Origin of the sequence: Fluviirhizobium alvei, from assembly GCF_030551875.1 — a bacterium.
Lineage (GTDB): Bacteria > Pseudomonadota > Alphaproteobacteria > Rhizobiales > Rhizobiaceae > Rhizobium_E > Rhizobium_E alvei.
Map to the genome: position 1 here is coordinate 23,338 of NZ_JAUOZU010000023.1, position 21,018 is coordinate 44,355.

General features: G+C 61.4%; 17 protein-coding genes. 13 read left to right on the forward strand and 4 right to left on the reverse strand.

Features of this window, described 5'->3' with window-relative positions; all coding sequences use genetic code 11:
* Window positions 1-10: 10 nt before the first annotated feature.
* Complete coding sequence (locus Q4481_RS23305; RefSeq protein ID WP_304378823.1) at window positions 11-949, reverse strand: sugar-binding transcriptional regulator; 939 nt, start codon at window positions 947-949, stop codon at window positions 11-13.
* Window positions 950-1,164: 215 nt separating this feature from the next.
* Here Q4481_RS23305 and Q4481_RS23310 point away from each other — a divergent pair, with 215 nt between their 5' ends.
* The 9 genes from Q4481_RS23310 (at window position 1,165) to Q4481_RS23350 (ending at window position 12,620) form a co-directional block, all read left to right on the forward strand.
* Complete coding sequence (locus tag Q4481_RS23310) at window positions 1,165-2,511, forward strand: sn-glycerol-1-phosphate dehydrogenase (RefSeq protein WP_304378824.1); 1,347 nt, start codon at window positions 1,165-1,167, stop codon at window positions 2,509-2,511.
* Window positions 2,511-3,338, forward strand: a complete 828-nt coding sequence (locus Q4481_RS23315) for an HAD-IIB family hydrolase (RefSeq protein WP_304378825.1) — start codon at window positions 2,511-2,513, stop codon at window positions 3,336-3,338. Before Q4481_RS23310 ends, Q4481_RS23315 begins: the two co-directional genes overlap by 1 nt.
* On the forward strand, window positions 3,331-4,854 hold the full coding sequence (glpD, locus tag Q4481_RS23320; protein WP_304378826.1) for a glycerol-3-phosphate dehydrogenase: 1,524 nt from the start codon (window positions 3,331-3,333) through the stop codon (window positions 4,852-4,854). Before Q4481_RS23315 ends, glpD begins: the two co-directional genes overlap by 8 nt.
* 60 nt (window positions 4,855-4,914) lie before the next feature.
* The gene (xylB, locus tag Q4481_RS23325; RefSeq protein ID WP_304378827.1) at window positions 4,915-6,393 is read left to right on the forward strand and encodes a xylulokinase; all 1,479 of its coding nucleotides are present in this window, start codon (window positions 4,915-4,917) and stop codon (window positions 6,391-6,393) included.
* A 102-nt stretch (window positions 6,394-6,495) separates the two neighbouring features.
* On the forward strand, window positions 6,496-7,506 hold the full coding sequence (locus Q4481_RS23330) for a sugar ABC transporter substrate-binding protein (RefSeq protein WP_304378828.1): 1,011 nt from the start codon (window positions 6,496-6,498) through the stop codon (window positions 7,504-7,506).
* 72 nt (window positions 7,507-7,578) lie between these two features.
* Complete coding sequence (locus Q4481_RS23335; protein WP_304378829.1) at window positions 7,579-9,099, forward strand: sugar ABC transporter ATP-binding protein; 1,521 nt, start codon at window positions 7,579-7,581, stop codon at window positions 9,097-9,099.
* Window positions 9,092-10,096 carry an ABC transporter permease gene (locus Q4481_RS23340; RefSeq protein WP_304378830.1) on the forward strand — a complete coding sequence of 335 codons (1,005 nt, stop codon included), beginning with the start codon at window positions 9,092-9,094 and terminating at the stop codon, window positions 10,094-10,096. The genes Q4481_RS23335 and Q4481_RS23340 overlap by 8 nt, the downstream gene beginning before the upstream one ends.
* Window positions 10,093-11,094: an ABC transporter permease gene (locus Q4481_RS23345; RefSeq protein ID WP_304378831.1), complete on the forward strand. Its 1,002-nt coding sequence runs from the start codon at window positions 10,093-10,095 to the stop codon at window positions 11,092-11,094. Before Q4481_RS23340 ends, Q4481_RS23345 begins: the two co-directional genes overlap by 4 nt.
* Window positions 11,095-11,096: 2 nt before the next feature.
* On the forward strand, window positions 11,097-12,620 hold the full coding sequence (locus tag Q4481_RS23350; RefSeq protein WP_304378832.1) for an FGGY-family carbohydrate kinase: 1,524 nt from the start codon (window positions 11,097-11,099) through the stop codon (window positions 12,618-12,620).
* Window positions 12,621-12,656: 36 nt separating this feature from the next.
* Here the strand turns inward: Q4481_RS23350 and lipA are convergent, their stop codons facing one another.
* The 3 genes from lipA to Q4481_RS23365 are packed head-to-tail and all read right to left on the reverse strand — an operon-like array spanning window position 12,657 to window position 16,131.
* Window positions 12,657-13,625 carry a lipoyl synthase gene (gene lipA / locus Q4481_RS23355; RefSeq protein ID WP_304378833.1) on the reverse strand — a complete coding sequence of 323 codons (969 nt, stop codon included), beginning with the start codon at window positions 13,623-13,625 and terminating at the stop codon, window positions 12,657-12,659.
* Complete coding sequence (tpiA, locus tag Q4481_RS23360; RefSeq protein ID WP_304378834.1) at window positions 13,625-14,398, reverse strand: triose-phosphate isomerase; 774 nt, start codon at window positions 14,396-14,398, stop codon at window positions 13,625-13,627. The genes lipA and tpiA overlap by 1 nt, the downstream gene beginning before the upstream one ends.
* Before the next feature lie 23 nt (window positions 14,399-14,421).
* Window positions 14,422-16,131: a glycerol-3-phosphate dehydrogenase/oxidase gene (locus Q4481_RS23365; protein WP_304378835.1), complete on the reverse strand. Its 1,710-nt coding sequence runs from the start codon at window positions 16,129-16,131 to the stop codon at window positions 14,422-14,424.
* 262 nt (window positions 16,132-16,393) lie between these two features.
* On the opposite strand from Q4481_RS23365, the gene Q4481_RS23370 reads away from it, so the two are divergent.
* Genes Q4481_RS23370 through Q4481_RS23385 form a run of 4 tightly spaced genes read left to right on the forward strand, consistent with a single transcriptional unit; the run spans window position 16,394 to window position 21,004 of the window.
* Window positions 16,394-17,938, forward strand: coding sequence for an FGGY-family carbohydrate kinase (locus Q4481_RS23370; RefSeq protein WP_304378836.1), 1,545 nt, complete (start codon window positions 16,394-16,396; stop codon window positions 17,936-17,938).
* A gap of 48 nt (window positions 17,939-17,986) precedes the next feature.
* A complete protein-coding gene (locus Q4481_RS23375) occupies window positions 17,987-19,063 on the forward strand; it encodes an ABC transporter ATP-binding protein (protein ID WP_304378837.1) in 1,077 nt (358 codons plus the stop codon).
* 1 nt (window position 19,064) lies between these two features.
* Entirely contained in the window at window positions 19,065-20,135 is a 1,071-nt protein-coding gene (locus Q4481_RS23380; RefSeq protein WP_304378838.1) for an ABC transporter ATP-binding protein, read from the forward strand.
* Window positions 20,136-20,137: 2 nt separating this feature from the next.
* Window positions 20,138-21,004: a carbohydrate ABC transporter permease gene (locus Q4481_RS23385; protein ID WP_304378839.1), complete on the forward strand. Its 867-nt coding sequence runs from the start codon at window positions 20,138-20,140 to the stop codon at window positions 21,002-21,004.
* Window positions 21,005-21,018 lie beyond the last annotated feature (14 nt).

Genomic DNA, 21,018 nt, shown 5'->3' on the forward strand with positions numbered 1-21,018 from the left:
GATCGCACGGTCAGGACAGGGCATTGCAGACATTGCGGGCCGTGTCCTGATCGGTGATCAGGATGGTAGCGATCTTGGCGGAGAGCATGCCGACTATGGCATTGGTCTTTTCCGGGCCGCCGCCGATGCAGATGCGGTCCTCGACAGTCATGAAATCCTCGAGCGGCATCACCAGATGGCGGTCATCGAATCCGGTGCGGATGACATGGCCCCCGGCATCGAAGAAATAACCGGAAGCAAAGCCCACCGCGCCTTTTGCGCGATACTGTTCGAGCAGTTCATCGGTCATGACGCCGGAATCCTCAAGCAGTGTCGGGCCGCTGAGGGCGGTCACACCGAAAAGTGTCTTGGTGCAATGGCGGAGAAGGCCGAAATGCTGCGCAACGATCGGCTCCTGCATCAGGAGCGTCTTCATCTCGGGATTGGAAACGACGCCCGGCGCATGAAGGTTGACGCAGCGCGCGTTGAGCCGTGTGGCGATGTTGGATGTGCAGAGTTCAGGCGAAAAATCATAGGTCGCAATTGAACTGCCGGTGACCTGCGCGACGGTGACGCCAGGCAGGTTTGCCGGCGACAGTGCTTTTGAAAGTGCCAGAACCGTACGCCCCCAGGCAACGCCGATGACATCGTCATCCATGATCCGTTGCTCGAGAATGCGGGCGCCCAGCCGCCCAATCCGTTCGTAGAGTGGTGAATCGGTGCCGCTCGAGGGCAGCACGAAACACTCCTTGAGCCCTGCCTTCTCACAGAGTTCGATCGAAAGATCCGCCCGTTCCAGCCGTGTCGGATCGATGGTGATCGTCACCACGCCCTCATCGCGCGCCTTTTGCAGCAAATTGAAAACGGACGCGCGGGATATGCCAAGTCGGGCAGCGATCTCGTCCTGTTTGAGACCTTCTTCATAGTAAAGCCACGCTGTCCAGAGCGGCAGATCCGATCCGAACTGCATCGGTGGAACGCGTCTTTTTGTGCCCCTTTCGGCTGGATTTTCAGGTTGCATGAATGCTTGGACCTCCGGATCTCAGTCCTTTTACTCTTTTTGCCCGACAAGTCCAGTTGCGACCCGGAGAGGGTGTAATGAAGAATGCCAACATAAATTGAAAAAAGACATTGACAAAAAACATAACCTCCTGAAAAATGCCACCAACAGATCGGGAGGAGAGAATGCAGAGCGCATCGAGCGCCCTTCGGCGTCCAGCCGGATGGCGTGACTGGAATGAATTGATCCGTGATGTCAGCGCGGGTGAGTGGATCAACCCTGATACCGGGCGGCCGGCGGAAGTGCCGTTCAAGACGGTGCTGATCGAGGACAGCCTGCGTGGTGGCGAAGCGGACCTGCTGATCAGGACCATGCCGGCGGCGCGCTATGCCGTGGTGGCCGATGCCGATACCTATGATGCGCTGGGATATGTCATTGCTCGCAGCCTCGGGGACCGGGCAATGACAGTAATCCTCGATCATCCGCATGCCGACGAAGGCTGCGTCAGCGATCTGCAGCAGAAGACACGGGGCGCTGATGCGCTCGTGGCGGTCGGCTCGGGAACGATCAACGATCTCTGCAAATATGCGACCGCCAAGGATGGCCGCCCCTATAGCGTGTTCGGCACAGCGCCCTCGATGAACGGCTACACCTCGACCACCGCTTCGATCACGCTCAACGACGGGCTGAAGACGACCTTGCCGGCCCATGCGGCCAAAGGCGTGTTCCTCGATATCGAGGTGTCTGCCGCCGCTCCGCAATATCTGATCGCCGCCGGTTTCGGCGACAGCCTCTGCCGATCGACGGCACAGGTGGACTGGTTCTTCTCCCACATCATGCTCGGCACGCATTATGCGACATCGCCCTATGTGCTGCAGACGGCAGATGAGGAGGCGATGCTGGCACGGTCGGCGGGTCTGGGCCACCGCGACCATGAGGCGATCGGCTACCTGCACCGGATTCTGACGCTCGGCGGCTATGGCATCAGCATTACCGGCATGAGCCATCCTGGCTCGATGGGCGAGCACCAGATTTCACACTGGATCGACAGTTTTGCCGGCGACCGGCATCCGGGTACCGTGCATGGCCAGCAGGTCGGTGTCACCTCTGTGACCATGGCCCGGCTGCAGGAGCTGATCCTGGCGAGCGAGACCGCACCCCGGATCCGCCCGACCGAGCTCGATGAAGCGGCGATTGCGGCGCGCTATCCGGCTGCGGCTGTCGGCTACTGTCTCGAAGCATCCCGTGCCAAGGCCATGGACCAGGCACGCGCTGACCGCTTCAATGCCGAACTCGAGGCCCGCTGGCCGGAACTGCGCAAGACGCTGCTTGCCATGGCCGTGCCGTCAAAAGTGCTGGCCGATCATATCCGCGCTGCCGGTGGCGGTGCGACTGCTGCCGAAATCGGAATGGATCGGGGCCTTTATCGCGAGGCGCTCCGCCACGCCAAGGAATTACGCAACCGCTATTCGATGCTCGATCTTGCCGCCGACATGGGCATTCTTGAAGATTTCATCGCGGAGGAATGCTGATGCGTCCGCTTTCCGAACTTGGCGATGCCAGCCTGGCACAGGTCCGGGTGGTCCTGACCGACATCGACGATACGCTGACCTCCGAGGGCCTGCTTCTGGCCGAGCCCTATGCGGCGCTCGAAAGGCTGGCGGATGCGGGCATTGCGGTGGTACCGATCACCGGCCGGCCGGCCGGCTGGTGCGATATGATTGCCCGGTTCTGGCCGGTCGCCGGCGTGGTGGGCGAAAACGGTGCCTTCTACTTTGCCTATGATCGCCAGGCCCGCAAGATGCGCCAACGTTTCTTCGCCACCGTCGAGGAGCGGCGCGAAAACCGCCGCAAGCTTGATGACCTACGCGAGCGGATCCTTGCCGAAGTGCCCGGCACCGGTATTGCTTCGGATCAGCTCTACCGAGAGGCGGATCTCGCCATAGATGTCTGCGAGGATGTCGATCCGGTGTCCGCCGAAGGTGTGGAGCGGGTGCTGGCGCTGTTTTCGGAAGCCGGCGCGGTGGCCAAGCTCTCCTCGATCCATGTCAACGGCTGGTTCGGCAACTATGACAAGCTGTCGATGACGCGGATCTTCTGCGCCGACCAGCTGGGTCTCGATATCGATCGCGACAAGGATCGCTTCGTCTTCGTCGGCGACAGCCCCAATGACGGGCCGATGTTCGCCTTCTTCCCCAACTCCTGCGGTGTGGCCAATGTGGCGGATTTTGCCGGTGGCAGCGCACCCTTGCCAAAATTCGTGGCCGAAAAGCGTGGCGGCGAGGGCTTTGTCGAGATCGCCAACCGGCTTCTGTCGGTGCATCAGGGGCCAGTCGTGAGGGAGCGTGCCCATGGCTGAGAACTACGATATCGCCATTGTCGGCGGCGGCATCAATGGTGCCGGCATCGCTCGGGACGCAGCCGGGCGCGGTTTGAAGGTCTATCTCTGCGAAAAGGGCGATCTTGGTGGCGCCACCTCGTCGGCATCGACCAAGCTCCTGCATGGCGGTCTGCGCTATCTCGAACATTATGAGTTCCGGCTGGTGCGCGAAGCCCTGCAGGAGCGCGAGCGGCTTTGGTCGATTGCACCGCATTTCGTCCGGCCGATGCGTTTCGTGCTTCCCTATGCGCCGGGCATGCGGCCGAAATGGCTGTTGCGGCTCGGCCTGTTCATCTACGACCATATCGGTGGCCGCAAGCTCCTGCCGGGAACGAGCACGGTCGATTTCAGGCGTTCGCCCATCGGCGAGGGACTCGGGAGCGGTTTTGCGACCGGCTACGAATATTCCGATTGCTGGGTCGAGGATAACCGGCTGGTGATCATGAATGCCATGGCCGCCCGGGAACTCGGCGCCACCATCGAGACGCACACGCGGATGACACTGGCAACCCGCGACAAGAACGGCTGGACGCTTTCGGTTTCCGGTCGTGGCCGGACCAGGGATATCCGCGCCCGCATTCTCGTCAATGCCGCCGGTCCCTGGGCCAATGACGTGGTCAAGCTCGCTTCGCGGGAGCCGGCACGTGGCAAGGTGCGTCTGGTCCAGGGCAGCCATATCGTTGTGCCAAAGCTTTATCGGCACGATCGCTGCTTCATCTTCCAGAATGCTGACGGGCGTATCATCTTCACCATCCCCTATGAGGGTGACTATACGTTGATCGGCACGACCGACCGGGATTTCACCGGTGAACTTGAAGGGTTCGGCGCCAGCGAGGAGGAGAAGGCCTATCTTTGCGCTGCCTCCAGCCGCTATTTCGAACGACCCGTCCGCGTCGAGGAGATTGTCTGGAGCTATTCGGGTGTCCGCCCGCTTTATGACGACGGTGCCGGTGCTGCCCAGCAGGCGACGCGCGACTATGTGCTGGAAGTCAACAATGTGGATGGGATCGGAATGATTTCCGTCTTCGGCGGCAAGATCACGACCTATCGCCGGTTGGCGGAGTCGGTGCTCGGCCGGATCGTCGAATTGCTGCCCGAGGAGGAGGGCAGGGAGATTGCCGCACAGACCGGATGGACGGGTCGTGCGGCACTGCCCGGCGGCGATTTTCCGATCGACGAACGCGGTGCGCGACTGGCTGATGTCGAGAAGCGCTATCCCTTTCTCGGAGCGAAGCGGGCTGCGCGCATGTTCAGCTACTATGGCACCCGCATCGACCGGGTCCTTGCCGGTGCGCGGCGTCTGGAGGATCTCGGCCGCGACTTCGGCGCCGGGTTGACCGAGCGCGAGCTGGATTATCTCAAACGGGAAGAATGGGCCGTATCGGCTGAAGATGTGGTGTTCCGGCGCAGCAAGCTCGGCTTGCGTCTTTCTGCCGAACAGATCGCAGCCATCGACGATTATCTCGCCGGACCGAGGAAAAGCATGGCGAGCTGAGCATACCCGCCACCGGGGATAGGGTGGGCCAGGGGCAGGAGGAGCCCCGAGGGAGGAAACATGTATCTGGGAATTGATCTCGGCACATCAGGTGTGAAAGCGATCCTGATCGACGAAGAGCAGCAGCTCGTGGGCGAGGAGAGCTCGCGGCCGCTCGATGTTTCCCGGCCGCACCGCGGCTGGTCGGAACAGGACCCCGAACTCTGGTGGCAGGCGGTAACCGAAGCCGTCGACCGGCTGGCCTTGGCCTTTCCGGTCCAGATGGCGGCGGTGCGCGGCATCGGACTGTCCGGACAGATGTATGGTGCTACGTGTCTCGATGAAAGCGACCGCCCGCTCAGGCCCGCCATCCTGTGGAACGATACCCGCACCGAGCGCCAATGCGCAGCACTGAAGCAAGTGATGCCGGATATCGGCAGGATCGCAGGCCGCAATCCCAGCCTGGGCGTGACCGCACCCAAGCTGATGTGGTTGCGCGATCATGAACCGGACCTTTTTTCGCGGATCCGCACGGTGCTGCTGCCGAAAGATTATGTGCGGCTGAAACTCTCCGGCGACAAAGTGTCCGACCTGGCCGATTCGAGCGGCACAATGTGGGTGGATGTTGGGGCGCGCGACTGGTCCGAACCATTGCTTGCCGCCTCGTCCATGGATGTCGGCCAGATGCCGCGGCTCTGTGAAGGCACAGAGGCGACGGGTCGTCTGCGTGCCGAACTATGCCGGCGCTGGGGAATGGCGGTCGCTCCCGTCATTGCCGGTGGCGGTGGCGATAATGCCTGCGGCGCCTGCGGAACCGGTGTCATCAAGGACGGCATGGGTACGGTTTCGCTCGGCACATCCGGCGTTCTCTTCGTCGCCAATGGCGTAGCGCGTCCCAGCATGGTTCATTCCATCGAGACGCTCTGCCATTCCGTACCTGGCGTATGGCACCAGATGTCGGTGATCCTGTCGGCTACCTCCTGCCTGAACTGGCTAGCGGGGCTGCTCAAGCGGCCCGCAAGCGAACTGGTGGCCGAACTGGGAACCGACCTTGGCGCGCCGGCACCAGTGGTGTTCGTGCCCTTTCTCGACGGATGCTGGTCGCCGCATGCCGATGCCTCCATTCGCGGTGCCTTCGTCGGGCTCAACCATAGCAGCGATGACGCGGTCCTGACCCGTGCGGTTCTGCAGGGGGTAGCCTTTGCCATGCGGGAATGCGCCGATGCCTTCCGCTCGACCGGGACGAGGATCGACAATCTGCTCGCCATCGGAGGCGGCTCGCGCAGTGAATTATGGCTCAAGATCATGGCCACAATCCTCGGTGTTGAACTGCAAGTCCCGGCATCGAGCCAGCTCGGCGCCGCCTTCGGAGCGGCGAGGCTGGCCATCATCGCAGCGGAGAATGCCGCGCCGGAATCGATCTTGGTGCCGCCACCGATCCGCAACTCGATTTCCCCGGATAGCGCTCGGGAGGAGAGCTATCAGGAGAATTACCAGACCTGGCTTTCGGTCATTCCGGATGTCCGCAAGGCTTCGGCCGCGCTCGCAAGGGCAAGCTGAAAAGCCGCGCTCCGCCTGATTGGGTCAGACGGAGCGCGGGAGCAACCCTCGGGCGCTGCAACGCCCGATCCTATGGAAATATGCTCTTTTGGGAGGACGATAATGAACATAAACGACCTGAACTTCAAGCTTTCACGCCGAACGCTGATGGGCGGCGCGGCACTTTTGGCCGCAACCCAGATGCTCGGTGCGAGCAATGCCCGTGCCCAGAACGCCGATCGTAAATTTGCCGCCGCGCTCGGCTGGACGACCTATGATTCCGGTCGCCATCTGCAGGACGGTTTCACGGCTGCCGTGCAGGAACTCGGCGGCAACCTGACGACCACCGACGCCGGTTTCGACGCCAAGACGCAGACTGACCAGATCGATTCGCTGATTGCCTCCAAGCCCGATGCGCTGTTCATCACCCCTGCCGATGCCGTGGCGATTGCGCCGGCCGTGCAGCGCGCCATCACCGCCGGCATTCCCGTTTTCTGTGCCGACAGCGCGGTGCCGGGCGTTGCCGTCAACACGACTTCGATGTCCAACAATTTCGGCATGGGCGCCTATTCCTGCGAGCACATCGCAAAGAAGCTTGGTGGCAAGGGCAAGATTGCCCGAGTGCTCCTGCCTCAGAACGAAAGCTGGGACCAGCGGACGCTCGGCATGGAATGGACGCTGCGTCGTTACCCCGACATCAAGATCGTGGCCGACTGGGCGTTTGCGCTGGCGGGCAACGTTACGCCACGCCAGGCGGTCGACAATATTCTCACCGCCAATCCCGATATCGATGCCATCTGGTGCGCCTGGGACGGTGCGGCGGTGGAAGGCACTCTGGCGGCGCGCGCTGCCAACAAGCCGGACCTGATCATCACCGGCATTGACGGTGGTTCGCAGGCCTTCACCTACATCGCCGGCCCCTCGCAGCTCAAGCTTTCCATGGCGCAGAGTTTCTATGAGATGGCCTATCTCTCGGTTTTCTATGCGCAACAGCATCTCTCCGGCAAGAAGACGCCCCGACTTGTCATCACCCCCACCTATGCCGTTGACGAGTCCATGCTGAAGGCCGGGATTCCGGACGATTTCGATGTGCCCGGACGGGCCGCCGAACTGGGCTGGGTCCGCGCCGTCTGACCGGAGCCGGGCTGGCCGCCCTCGCGACGGCCAGCCCGAACTGCAACCATAATACTGTCTGGAGGTCCGGATATGTCTCATCCGGCATTGAGAGCGCGCGCGGTTTCGAAGCGCTTCGGCCCCGTCAATGCGCTCAGCGACGTCGATTTCATCCTCGAAGCGGGAGAAGTCCATGCGCTGCTGGGCGTCAATGGAGCGGGGAAATCCACCTTCATCAAGATCCTTTCCGGTGTCTATCAGCGCGATGCGGGGTCGATCGAGGTCGATGGTCAGGCGATCGATTGCCGCAACCCCAAGGATGCGATCCGCCATGGCATCGCGACCGTGCAGCAGCATCCGGAACTGGTCGGCGATTTCACCGGCTACGAAAACATCTTCCTCGGTCGCGAGGCCCAACGCCCCGGCCTGTTGTCGCGAATTGACCGGGCCGGATTGGCGCGGCGGGCCGCAAGCTTTCTCGCCCGCTTTCCTGTCGAAATCGACCTTACCCGCAAGGTGGCGGAGATGTCGGCGGTCGAGCGCGAGATCGTTGCCATCCTGCAGGCGCTTGCCGGCGATCATATCCGTATTCTTATTCTCGATGAGCCGACCTCGACGCTGACGGAGGTGGAGAAGAAGCTGCTTTTCAAACTCATCGACACGCTGCGCGCGGGCGGTATTGCCGTGCTCTACATCACGCATCGGCTTGAAGAAGTACTCGAAATTGCCGACCGGCTGTCGGTCTTTCGCGGTGGAAAGCTCGTGGCCACCATGCCTGTGGCTGATGTCAAACAGCAGAATCTGTCGCTTGCCACCCTGATGTTGGGCCAGGCGCTCGACAATGTCTTCCCGGCCAAACGCGATGGGGCGGCCATCGGCGCCGAGGTGCTCAAGGTCAGCCGGCTGTCGAGCGCCGGAAAATTCGAGACGATCAGCTTCAGCGTCAACAAGGGCGAGATCGTCGGCATCTTCGGTCTGGTGGGCTCCGGCGTCGATGAGCTGGCCAAGACCCTGTTTGGCGCCAATCCCGCCTCAAGTGGCGAGATGATGGTTTCCGGCAGATCGATCCGACCCGCCTCTCCCAAGGAGGCGCTGCAAAGTGGTATCTTCCTCGTCCCGGGTGACCGAAGGGTCGAGGGGCTGGCGCTGGCCGAAAACGCCATCTTCAACATCACGCTCGCCAATCCCGACCGTGCCGCCGGGTTTGCGGGCTTCCTGCGTCGCCGCTCAAATCGCCGGGCAAGCACGGAATTTGCAACGCGCCTGGCGCTGAGCCCGCCCAACCTTTCCATGGCGGTTTCCGGCTTTTCCGGCGGCAACCAGCAGAAGATTGTTGTCGCCAAGGGTCTTTTCGCCGACGCCGAGGTTTACATCATCGTCGAGCCGACGGTCGGCGTCGATATCGGCGCCAGAGCCAAGCTTTATGGCCTGATGCGCGAACTCGCGCGTTCAGCGGGCGTCATTGTCATATCGAGCGATTGCGACGAGGTGCATGGCCTCGCTGACCGGTCTTTCGCACTCTACAAAGGCCGGCAGATCGGGGTCCCTTCCGCCGAGATCACCAGGGATGGGTTGCTGCTGGCCGGCATCATGGGAGAATGCAGACATGTCTAACCGGAAAGTCTTGCCGCATGGAAGCGGTCGTCTCCTCGGCTTCGCAGCGCTAGTTCTGGTGGTGGCAGCCGGCTTCTATCTTGCCGAACCGCGCTTTCTGTCAGCGCAGAACATATCGGCCGTGACCCGCCACATGGCGGCCAATGGTCTGGCGGCTCTCGGGCTGACCCTGGTGGTGATCGTACGCAAGTTCGATCTCTCCTTTGCGGGCACGGCCTGTTTTGCCGCCATGACCATCGGGTTCGTCATTGCCGGCGGTCATGGGTTATGGCTCGCGATCCTGGCGGGGCTGCTGGTGGCGGCGCTGGTCGGGCTCGTCAACGGTCTCGCGATCAGCTATCTCAGATTGCCCGATATCGTGACCACCATTGCGACCGGTTCGATCGCCGGAGGCCTGGCTTTCGTCTATTCCAAGGGAAGGACGATCTTTCAGAATTTCATGGGCTCCGGCATCCTCGACCTCAACGATGCGCGCATTCTGGGCTTCAGCCTCTCCTTCGTGTTCCTGATTGCGCTCTATCTCGTCGCCTGGGCGATCATGCACCGCACGCGTTTCGGCGCCGGTTTCTATGCCACCGGTGAAAATCCGGTCGCTGCCTTCTATTCCGGCGTGCCGGTCAAGCTTTATACGATGGCAGCCTTCGTGATCTGCGCATTGACGTCGGTTCTGGCCGTCATCCTGATTCTCGCCGAATCCGGCACGGCCGACACCAACGAGGGCGCCAATCTGATGATGCCGGCCTATGCCGGGGTGTTTCTGGGTGCCGCCCTGATGGGTCGTACCTCGGCGCTTGCCACGCTCTCGGGCACCTTTCTGATCACCATGCTGCTTGACGGATTCTCGCTGCTCGGCATTCCCTTCTACTACAGCGACGGCGTCGTCAGCTTTATCCTGCTGGCGGGGGTTGTCGCGTTCGATCAGCGGTTCAGGGATTTTGTCGCCAGCTTCTCCGTCTTCCTCACCACCTCGCCTTCGTCCAGGGGATCACGCCAGTGACCGACGTTCTATCCGCCTCATCCGTCACCAAACAAAGCGCCGGACAGTCCTTCGGTCGTCTGGTCAGCCGCTACTGGCTGCTGGTGACGCTCGCCGCCATGATTGCCACCTTCGCGTTCCTCGCACCGCAGCTTGTCGATAGCTCCAACATTGCGACAATCCTGCGTTCCTCAGCGTTGATGGCGATCATGATCCTGGGCCTGACCTGGGTGATGGCCGCCGGCAAGATCGATGTCAGTTTCATGCATGTTGCTGCCCTCGGCAACATGACGACTGCCTTCTTGCTGGCGGCCGGCCAGGGCTGGCTCGTTTCGGGTATCGCCGGCGTGGCCGTGGGTGCTGTGGCCGGGCTTGTCAACGGCGTCCTCATTGCCGTTTTGCGCATTCCCCCCCTGATCGTCACCATTGCCACCGGTGGCATCTGCGCCTCGATTGCGGCGGCCCTCGGAAAGGGAACCTCCATCCGCATCAGCGATCCCGGTCCGCTTGGTGACCTGATCTTCACAAATCTCGGCCCGGTGCCGGTCATCACCATCATCGTCGCCGTGATCTACGCCATTTCCTGGTTCATGCAGGAAAAGCTGACCTTCGGCCACTATGTCTTCGCCACCGCCGAGAGCGAGGAAGCCGTCAACGAAGCCGGCATTTCGGTGCGTAGTCTGCTGATGGTGTTGTTCGTCTTTTCGGGTGTGATGTCGGCGCTGGCGGGCGTGCTGCTGGCCGCCACGCTATCCTCGGGCCAGCCGATGATCGGGTCCTCCTACTTCATCGATGGTCTGACGGCCGTTCTGCTCGGTAGCCTTATGCTCCGGGTCGGCAAACCGAATGTGATCGGCACCACGACTGCGATTCTTCTCCTGGCGGTGCTGGTCAGCGGCAGCGCCATGATCGGCTGGGCGGACTATCAGCGCCAGATCATCAAGGGTGTGCTGCTCCTTGTCGGTGTCACGGTTGCGATGCGCGCCGGCGGCACCCGCGACGGACAGATTGGAGGTTGACAATGGCTGGGAACGGCAAAGCCTATTTCATCGGCCTCGATGGAGGCACCGGCGGCGCCCGCGCCATCATCACCAACACGCAAGGCGATGTGGTCGCGATGGCGACGCATGACTATGCGACCCATTTCCCACGACCCGGCTGGGCCGAGCAGACGCCGGAGGATTGGTGGCGGGCCTCGATGCTCGCCGTTCGCCATGCCGTGCGCGATGGTGGTATCAGTCCCTCCGATATCCATGCGATCTCCGCTGACGGTACTTCAAGTACGCTGGTCGCGCTCGACGAGAATCTCGAGCCCGTTATGCCGGCGATACTGTGGATGGACAATCGTGCTGCGGCGCAAGCGAGGCGGATGACGGCCACCGGTGATGCCGCCCTTCGCCGTTCACGCGGGGGCGTGAGCTCCGAATGGATGATCCCGAAGATCCTCTGGCTCAAGGAAAGCCGGCCGGATCTGTTCGACAAGGTCCGCTGGTTCGTCGAAATGACAGACTATCTGGCATTGCGGCTGACAGGCCGGCTGACGCTCGGGCTCAACCACATCACCAATCGCTGGTTCTATGACGGGCGTCGCGGCGGCTGGCCCACCGGCTTCTTCGACAAGATCGGCCTGGCAGGCATTGTCGAACGTTTCCCCGATGAAATCCTGCCGCTTGGCGCACCAATTGGCCGGCTGAGCTCGGAAGCGGCTGATGCGCTCGGCCTCTTGCGTGACACGATGGTGGTGGCCAATGGCACCGACGCCTATGTGGCGATGGTGGGCCTTAATGTCTGCGAAGCCGGGCGCACTGCTTTCATCACCGGCTCGTCGCATCTGGTGTTGCCGATGACCGACCGGGATATCGAAGTGCCCGGCATTTTCGGACCGCATCCGGATTGCGTCATTCCAGGCCTCTACGTGATGGAAGGCGGGCAGGTGTCATCCGGTTCGATCGTGCGCTGGTGGCATGACCATATCGGCAAGCTCGGCGGCGGCCCCGATACCTATGCGCTGATGCTGGCCGAGGCAGAGAACATCGCCATCGGTGCCGATGGCCTGGTGGCGCTGGATTTCTGGCAGGGCAATCGCAATCCCTATATCGACTACGACCTCCAGGGCGCGCTTTGGGGCCTGACCCTCAAACATACGCCGGCGCACATGTTGCGCGCCTTCATCGAATCGATCGCCTTCGGCACCGAGAACATCCTGCGGACCCTGAAGGACAATCAGGTCGATATCTCCACTTTCGTCATGTGCGGCGGGGCAACGCGCACGCCGTTCTTCGTGCAGATGCATGCCGATGTTGCAGGCATCCCGATCATGATCCCGGAAGTGCTCGATGCGACCGCTTTCGGTTCGGCGATCACAGCGGCCGTTGGCGCTGGCTTCTTCGGCTCGCTGCCGGAAGCCTCGCGGCATATGGTGCGGCAGAAAAGCGTGGTCGAGCCCAACATGCAGGCGCATGCGGCCTATGGCGAAGTGTTCGAATTCTATCGTGATACCCATGATGCGCTGCAGCCGCTGATGCATCGCAGGGCCCGGCGATAGGCCAGCCAGGCCATCTTTCCGAAGAAAATGGCCGGCCTATTCGCCGCCGGCCTTCGTCTGTTGGGCGTCGCGCGCGGCCTTCAGCCGGGCGAAATCATCGCCGGCATGGTGCGACGAGCGGGTAAGCGGGCTTGCGGCCACCATCAGGAAACCCTTGGCATAGGCGACCGTCTCATAGGACTTGAACTCCTCCGGCGTCACGAAGCTGACGACGCGGTGATGCTTGCGCGTCGGTTGCAGATATTGCCCGATGGTCATGAAATCGACGTCCGCCGTGCGCAGGTCATCCATCAGTTGCAGCACTTCGTTGCGTTCTTCGCCGAGGCCGACCATGATGCCCGACTTTGTGAACATGGTCGGATCGAGTTCCTTGACCCGCTGCAGAAGCCGGATCGAGTGGAAATAGCGCGCGCCGGGGCGGACGGTGAGATAGTTGCCCGGCACCGTTTCGAGATTGTGGTTGAACACGTCCGGCTTGGCGGCGACAACACGCTCGAGCGCGCCGGGCTTCTTGAGAAAATCGGGCGTCAGGATCTCGATCGTCGTCAAAGGCGACGCGGCCCGGATGGCGAGGATCACCTTTTCGAAATGTTCGGCACCACCATCCTCGAGATCGTCGCGATCGACCGAGGTGATGACGACATGGGAAAGACCCATCTTGACCACGGCCTTGGCGATGTTCTCCGGCTCGGATTGATCGAGGGCCAAGGGCTTGCCGGTCGCGACATTGCAGAAGGCGCAGGCGCGGGTGCAGATCTCGCCCATGATCATGAAGGTGGCGTGTTTCTTGTCCCAGCATTCGCCGATATTGGGGCAGCCGGCCTCTTCGCAGACGGTGACGAGATTGTGTTCCTTGACGAGCGCGCGCGTCTCGGAATAGCCCTTCGACACCGGTGCGCGCACGCGGATCCAGTCCGGCTTGCGCATGACTTCCTGGTCCGGGCGATGCGCCTTTTCCGGATGCCGCACCCGCTTTTCCGTCGTCGTGTCGAGGATCGTTACCATCAGCGTGAACCGGAAATGTCGTGATAGACCGAGGCGATAGCGAGGAAATCGCTTGCCTTCAGGCTCGCCCCGCCGATCAAAGCACCGTCGACATGATCGATGGCGAGAAGCTCGCGCGCATTGGCAGCCTTGACCGAACCACCATACAGAATGCGCATGGCCTGGCCTTCGCTGCCGTACCGTGCCACCAGAAGTGCACGAATGTGGGCATGCACTTCCGCCACTTCGGCGGCCGTGGGCGTGAGCCCCGTACCGATGGCCCAGACCGGTTCGTAGGCAATGACCACCGTTGCGGCCCTGGCGCCCGCAGGCACCGATGCGGCCAGCTGCTGTTCGACGATCGAAAGCGCTTCGCCGGCACGCCGTTCGGTTTCGGTCTCACCGATGCAGATGATGGTGACGAGACCTTTGCCAAGGGCGGCGTCGGCCTTGGCACAGACAAGGTCGCTGGTCTCGGCATAGAGGGTGCGGCGTTCGGAATGGCCGAGAATGACGTGGCTGGCTCCGCAATCGCCGAGCATGGCGGCGGAGATTTCGCCGGTATAGGCGCCATCAGACTTCTCATGGCAGTTCTGGCCGCCGATCAGCAGACGGGAGCCGTGTGCCGTTCTGCTTGCGCGCTCGATCAGGGTAGCGGGCGGACAGATCAGGAGATCGATGCTGGCCGGCAGCGCATCGAGGCCGGCGACTATGGCCGCCAGCTGTTCGAGCGATTGGCCGGTGCCGTTCATTTTCCAGTTGCCGGCGACGAGCGGGCGGAGGAGCGATGTCATGGTGTTTTCCGTTCGGTTGTCGTTCAAGCGTTGAAATTGAGCCTGTAACGCTCCTCGAGAAGCCCGACCGTCTGGTCGATTTCCGCCTCGCGGCGGCTTTCATCCCAGCCGAGTTCGGTTGCGGCGATGCCCGCAAGATTGTGCAGGCCGGTCAGGGTCAGGGCGTTCTCGAAAGGCAGGAGCGTACGACGAAGTGCGATATCGGTCAGGCGCGTGACACGCTCACGGGCGCAGATCCAGCGGATTTCGCCAACCAGATAATCCTTGCAGCCGTCAACTTTGGCCAGATCGTCACCCTTCAGGAGTTCGCCAACCTCCATGGCCTGGCTGCCATAACGGCGCACCAGCCTTTCGGCGATATCCGGCGCGAGCGCGTATGCCTGCTCTAGTTTGCCGGCGAGCGCCTGTTGCGCCATTCTATCCTGTGGCTTGAGATTTGCAGCGCCGCCGATCGGCGCATCGAGCGTCGATTTGCTGCGCCGCTTGCCGAGTCTGCCGAGCACGACATCGGCCAATTGCTCGGCGCAGGCGCGGTAGGTCGTCCATTTGCCGCCGACCAGCGTCACAAGATCGAAAGGCCGGCTTCCATCGGGCTCGTAGACGCGGAAACTGTGATCGCGGCTGATCGCGCCGGTCGTGCCATCGCCGGAATGGGGCAGGGGCCGCAAGCCCGCATAGGCAAAGGTAATCTCTTCCCGTTTGGCATTGGCGCCCGGCAGCACCTGCTCCAGCACGTCGAAAAGATAGGCGATTTCGTCATCCGAGCAACGGACCGTGTCGGGATTGTCGGCGCGGATATCGGTGGTACCGAGCAGAATCAGTTCGTCATCGAGCGCATAGACCAGGCAGGCCCGGAAATCATGGGTCTCGAAATAGAGCATGCCATCGCCGAGCTGGCGGGCAATATCGGGCCGACGCAGCACCAGATGTGAGCCACGCGTGCCGCCGATCAGCTTGCCTTCGATGCCAAGGCGCCGGTTTGCCTCATCGACCCAGGGGCCGGCACAATTGACGACGAGCTTCGGCTTGATGCGGAGGATCTCGCCGTTGATCTCGTCATTGAGCAGCACCGCGTCACCGTCCGAGCCCTTGAGTGCCATATAGGGAATGGCGAGGCTTGCCGGGCAGTCGCGCTCGGAATCCTTGACGAGTTCGAGCGCCAGCCGTTCCGGATGCGTCAGGCGCGCATCGTAATATTCGGCAATGGCGCGGACGCGACCCGAAAGCATCGGCATGCGCTGACGCAACTCTGCCCCCGATACGAGCCGATGATCCGGCATCATGCGGTTCTTGCGGCCGAAGCGGTCGAAGAACATCAAGCCAAGCTTGACGACGAAGATGCCCTTCGGTCCTGGCGTTTTCTTGAGTTTGAGGAAACGCAGGCCAGCGGAGAACATGCCACCGAAATAGTTGAAGGCCGGCACCCAGACCGGCAGCGGCCGGACGAGATGGTGCGCGTTGCGCAGGAGATGATTGCGCTCGATGACCGATTCCTTGACCAGTGCGAACTCACCGGTTTCCAGATAGCGCAACCCACCATGGATCAGTCGCGAAGGGGCGGCACTGGTGCCGGACGAAAAATCGGCCTTGTCGACAAGTAATGCGCTGACGCCCTGCAAGGCAAGATCTCGGTAGAGCCCGATACCGTTGATGCCGGCGCCGACGATAAGGACTTCGGGAATGCTTTCCTTGTCGGTCCTGAGCTTGGCAATCAGGTCCTGTCTACTGCGCATTTCTTCCTCCCCTCCAGACTGTTCGGAGCATCGTTTCTATAGTGACAGTTTATTTCGATTAAAAGCTTTTTTTCACACTAAAAGTGTATCAAAAATGAAAAAAGCCATATAAATCAATATTTAAGACGTGTAAAAAATTTTCTTACAACACCAATTGACAATTTCGCTGGGACCAATAGCTTAGGTTTCGAGGAAGAAAGCCGCAGTGAGGTCATACCTCGATATCCGTGTGGAGACGGAGGCGGCCAGGGGGAGAATGGTGATGCGTGAACGCCTTATTGGCATCGACGCTGGTGGCACGATGACGAAAGTCGTGCTGCTTGATGCGTTCGGAAACGAACTTGCCTGCGAGCGACGTCCCAATATCATGCTGATGCCGAGGGAAGGGTGGACGGAGCGCGACCCGGATGCGATGTGGGCGGCGGCCTGTGATGCCCTGCAGTCGCTGATGATGAAAACAGGCGTCGATCCGGCCGACATCGTGGCAGTGACGCCATCCGGTTATGGCGGTGGCGTCTATTTCGTCGATGCTGATGGTCGGGCGGTCCGCAACGGTCTCGTTTCTACCGATACGCGCACCCTTCCGCTGATTGCGCGCTGGACCAGGACCGGTTTGGCAAATGCGATCAGCAAGCACATCCAGCAACAGATCTGGCCGGGTCAGACGCTTCCTATCCTAGCCTGGTTCCAGGAAAACGAGCCGGACCTCCTCGGTCGCACCGCTCATGTGCTGTCCTGCAAGGATTTTCTGCGGATGCGGCTTTGCGGCGATGTATCAACCGATCCGACCGATGCCGGATGTTCCGGCTTCCTCAATGTAACGCGCGGTGTGATTTCCGAAGAGGCTTTCGCCGCTGCCGGACTGTCGGCCTGGTTGAACAGGTTGCCGCCGATCGGGTCTTCCGCCGAGATTGTCGGCGGTGTGTCGGATGCGGTTGCTGCTGCGACCGGATTGAGGGCGGGTACGCCGGTTGTCCGTGGTGTCTATGATGTCGTCGGCTGCTCGCTGGCGTCGGGTGCGCTCAGGCCAAGCCAGCTTGCGGTCGTTGCCGGCACTTTCGCCATTCATTCGACGATCAACGCAAAACCATCGATCGATCCGCTGCCGACCATTCAGACGCCCTATCCGGTCGGCGATCAGTTGCTGGCAACAACGGCAACCCCGACGTCTGCCAGCAATCTCGAATGGCTTTGCAAGACGGTGCTTGCAGCCGAGGCGCAACAGGCACTCGAAGCCGGTCGCAGCATCTATGATGTCTGCAATGATCTGGTCGAGGGTACGATCGGGCGCCCAAACAGCATCCTGTTTTTCCCGTTTCTCTTTGACGGGCCGCGCGGTGCGCCTGCCGGGTTCCTCGGGCTCAAGGCCGGCGCCGGCCTGGAAGATATTGTGCGTGCCGTCTATGAAGGTGTCGTCTTCGCCCATCGTTACGACATGACCTATCTTCTGACCGGACCGGATGCGGCGAGCCCGGATGTGATCCGGCTGGCCGGCGGGCCGTCGCGGAGCGATGTCTGGTCGCAGATGTTTGCGGACGGGCTCGGCCTGCCGGTGGAAATTGCCAATGGCAGTGAGTTCGGCGCCAAGGGTGGCGCAATTGTCGGTGCTGTCGCCGCTGGCATTTACCGAGATGTGCCGGAAGCGATCTCCAAGATGGTTTCGGTGACCAAGCGATTTGAGCCCGATCCGGTGCGGCAGGCAGCATTGACCCGCAAATATCGCTCTTTCCTGGCGGCGATCGATGTTGTCGCCGATCTCTATGCTGCCGACCAGGATAATGACGCCGGCCAGGCGCTGGCCAGCTGACCGACCCGACATATTGATATTGTTTTGCCTGCCCGAGGGGGGAATGACGTGCTTGAGTTGAAGAATGTTAGCAAGATGGTCGGCGGCGAGGTGCATCTGCATCCGACCAGCCTGACTCTCGAGCGCGGCAGCCTGAATGTACTGCTGGGGCCGACCCAATCCGGGAAAACCTCGCTAATGCGCCTGATGGCTGGCCTCGACCAGCCAACGACGGGCGAGGTCTGGTTCGAAGGCGTCAATGTGACCGGCAAACGGGTGCAAGACCGCAATGTCGCGATGGTCTACCAGCAATTCATCAATTACCCGTCGATGACGGTCTATGACAATATTGCCTCACCGATGCGGATCGGCGGTCGCGCAGCAGCCGAGATCGACAGGGCGGTGATGAAGGCGGCCGAGCTGATGCGGCTCACCCCCTATCTCAAGCGGTTGCCGCTCGAGCTTTCCGGTGGCCAGCAGCAGCGCACGGCGCTCGCTCGCGCCATGGTCAAGAATGCAAGCCTCGTGCTGCTCGATGAGCCGCTCGCCAACCTCGATTACAAGCTGCGCGAGGAATTGCGCGCCGAACTGCCGAAAATTTTTGCCGAGACCGGGTCGATTTTTGTCTATGCGACGACGGAGCCATCTGAAGCCTTGTTGCTCGGTGGGAATACGGCCACCCTTGCGGAAGGCCGGATCAGCCAGTTTGGTCCGACCGTTTCGGTCTACCGTAAGCCGGTGGATATTGTCACCGCTAGAACTTTTTCGGATCCGCCGCTCAACACGCTCCATGTCGAGCGACATGGCAACGCGCTTCATGCGTTCGGCCGCGAAATCATGCCTTTGCCGCCGCAATTGGCAAAGGTGCCCGAAGGGCCGCTGACGATTGCGATCCATCCGCACCACCTGTCCCTGGCGCCGGTGGGTACGGATGCGACCGCCATCCGCGTACGCACCATGGTTTCCGAAATCACGGGGTCGGAAAGCTTCATTCACATCGAGTTCGGCCGCGAACGGTGGGTCGTGCTGGAAAGTGGCGTCCACGAGATCGAGCCCGATATCGAACTCGATATTCATTTCGATGCCGCCCGCATCATGGCCTTCGGAGCCGATGGGCGCGCTTTGACCGGCGGATGGGAGGCCTGACATGGCAAAGATTGGTCTTCACGGCATTCGTCACGCCTATGGTGTCCGGCCCGGCCGGCCGAATGATTATGCTTTGAAAGAGGTCAGCCATGACTGGGAGGATGGCGGCGCTTACGCACTGCTCGGCCCTTCCGGCTGCGGCAAGACCACGCTGCTCAACATCATTTCCGGCCTCGTCACCCCGTCTGAGGGACAGATCCTGTTTGATGGCCGTGATGTCACGCATCTGTCAACCGAAGAACGCAACATCGCCCAGGTGTTCCAGTTCCCGGTGATCTACGACACGATGACGGTGTTCGACAATCTCGCCTTCCCGCTGCGCAACCGCGGCGTGCCCGAGGCGGAGGTGCGGCGAAAGGTCAACGAGATCCTCGAGATCACCGGGCTTGCCGATCGCGCCAAACGCAAGGCACGCGGTCTGACGGCCGATCTCAAGCAGAAGATCTCGCTCGGCCGCGGCCTTGTTCGTTCCGATGTCAACGCCATTCTGTTCGACGAGCCGCTGACCGTCATCGACCCGCATATGAAGTGGCAGTTGCGTTCGCAGCTCAAGATGCTGCATCGCCAGTTCGGTTTCACCATGGTCTATGTCACCCACGACCAGACCGAAGCGCTGACATTCGCCGACAAGGTGGTGGTGATGTATGAGGGCGAGATCGTCCAGATCGGCACGCCGGCGGAACTGTTCGAGCGCCCGAGCCACACATTCGTCGGCTATTTCATCGGCTCGCCCGGCATGAACGTGCTTCCGGCGCAGGTGGATGGCGCGAGCATCATTGTCGGCGATCAGTCGATCGCGATCGATCGGGCGCCGAAGATTGCAGGTGCAAGTCGGATCGAGCTCGGCATCCGGCCCGAATTTATCCGTCTTGGTCGCGAAGGCATGCCGGTCACGGTCACAAAGGTCGAGGATATTGGCCGTCAGAAGATCGTGCGTGCTGCCTTTGCTGGCAAGCCGATCGCGATCGTCCTGCCTGAGGACGGCGAAATTCCCACCGACGCGCGGGTCAGCTTCGACCCGCAAGGCATCAACATCTACGCCGATTCCTGGCGCGTGGCCGTGGAGGGCTGACCATGGAAAAGACCTGGAACAACAAGGCCTGGTTCATGGTTCTGCCAGTGCTTGTGCTGGTGGCCTTCTCTGCCGTCATTCCGCTGATGACAGTGGTGAACTATTCGCTTCAGGACACGTTCGGCAACAACCAGTTCTTCTGGGCCGGTACCCAGTGGTTCGAGGAGGTTCTGGCATCGGAGCGTTTCTGGAATGCGCTTTGGCGCAACCTCGCCTTCTCGGGCATCGTGCTGCTGATCCAGATTCCGCTCGGCATCTTCATCGCGCTCAACATGCCCAAACGCGGGCTGGGCGTGCCGGTGAGCCTCGTCTTGATGGCATTGCCTTTGCTGATCCCGTGGAATGTCGACGGCACGATCTTCCAGCTGTTGGGTCGGGCTGACATCGGTCTGGTCGGGCGAGGCCTCGCCAACATGGGCATTGCGTTCAACTATGCGTCTGATACCGCCCATGCCTGGATCACCGTCGTGGTCATGGATGTCTGGCACTGGACCAGTCTTGTCGTGCTCCTTTCCTATGCCGGCCTCGTGTCGATCCCGGACGCCTATTATCAGGCAGCTAAGATCGATGGTGCCTCGCGCTGGTCTGTGTTCCGCTTCATTCAGCTTCCCAAGCTCAAGCGCGTGCTGCTGATCGCCGTGCTGCTGCGCTTCATGGACAGTTTCATGATCTATACCGAACCCTTCGTCGTCACCGGCGGCGGCCCCGGAACCTCGACGACGTTCCTGTCGATCGATCTCGTCAAGATGGCGATCGGCCAGTTCGATCTCGGCCCGGCGGCTGCGATGTCGATCATCTACTTCCTGATTGTCCTGCTGCTGTCATGGGTCTTCTACACGATCATGACGACAAGCGACGCCAAGGCGTAAGGAGAGAAACGTGA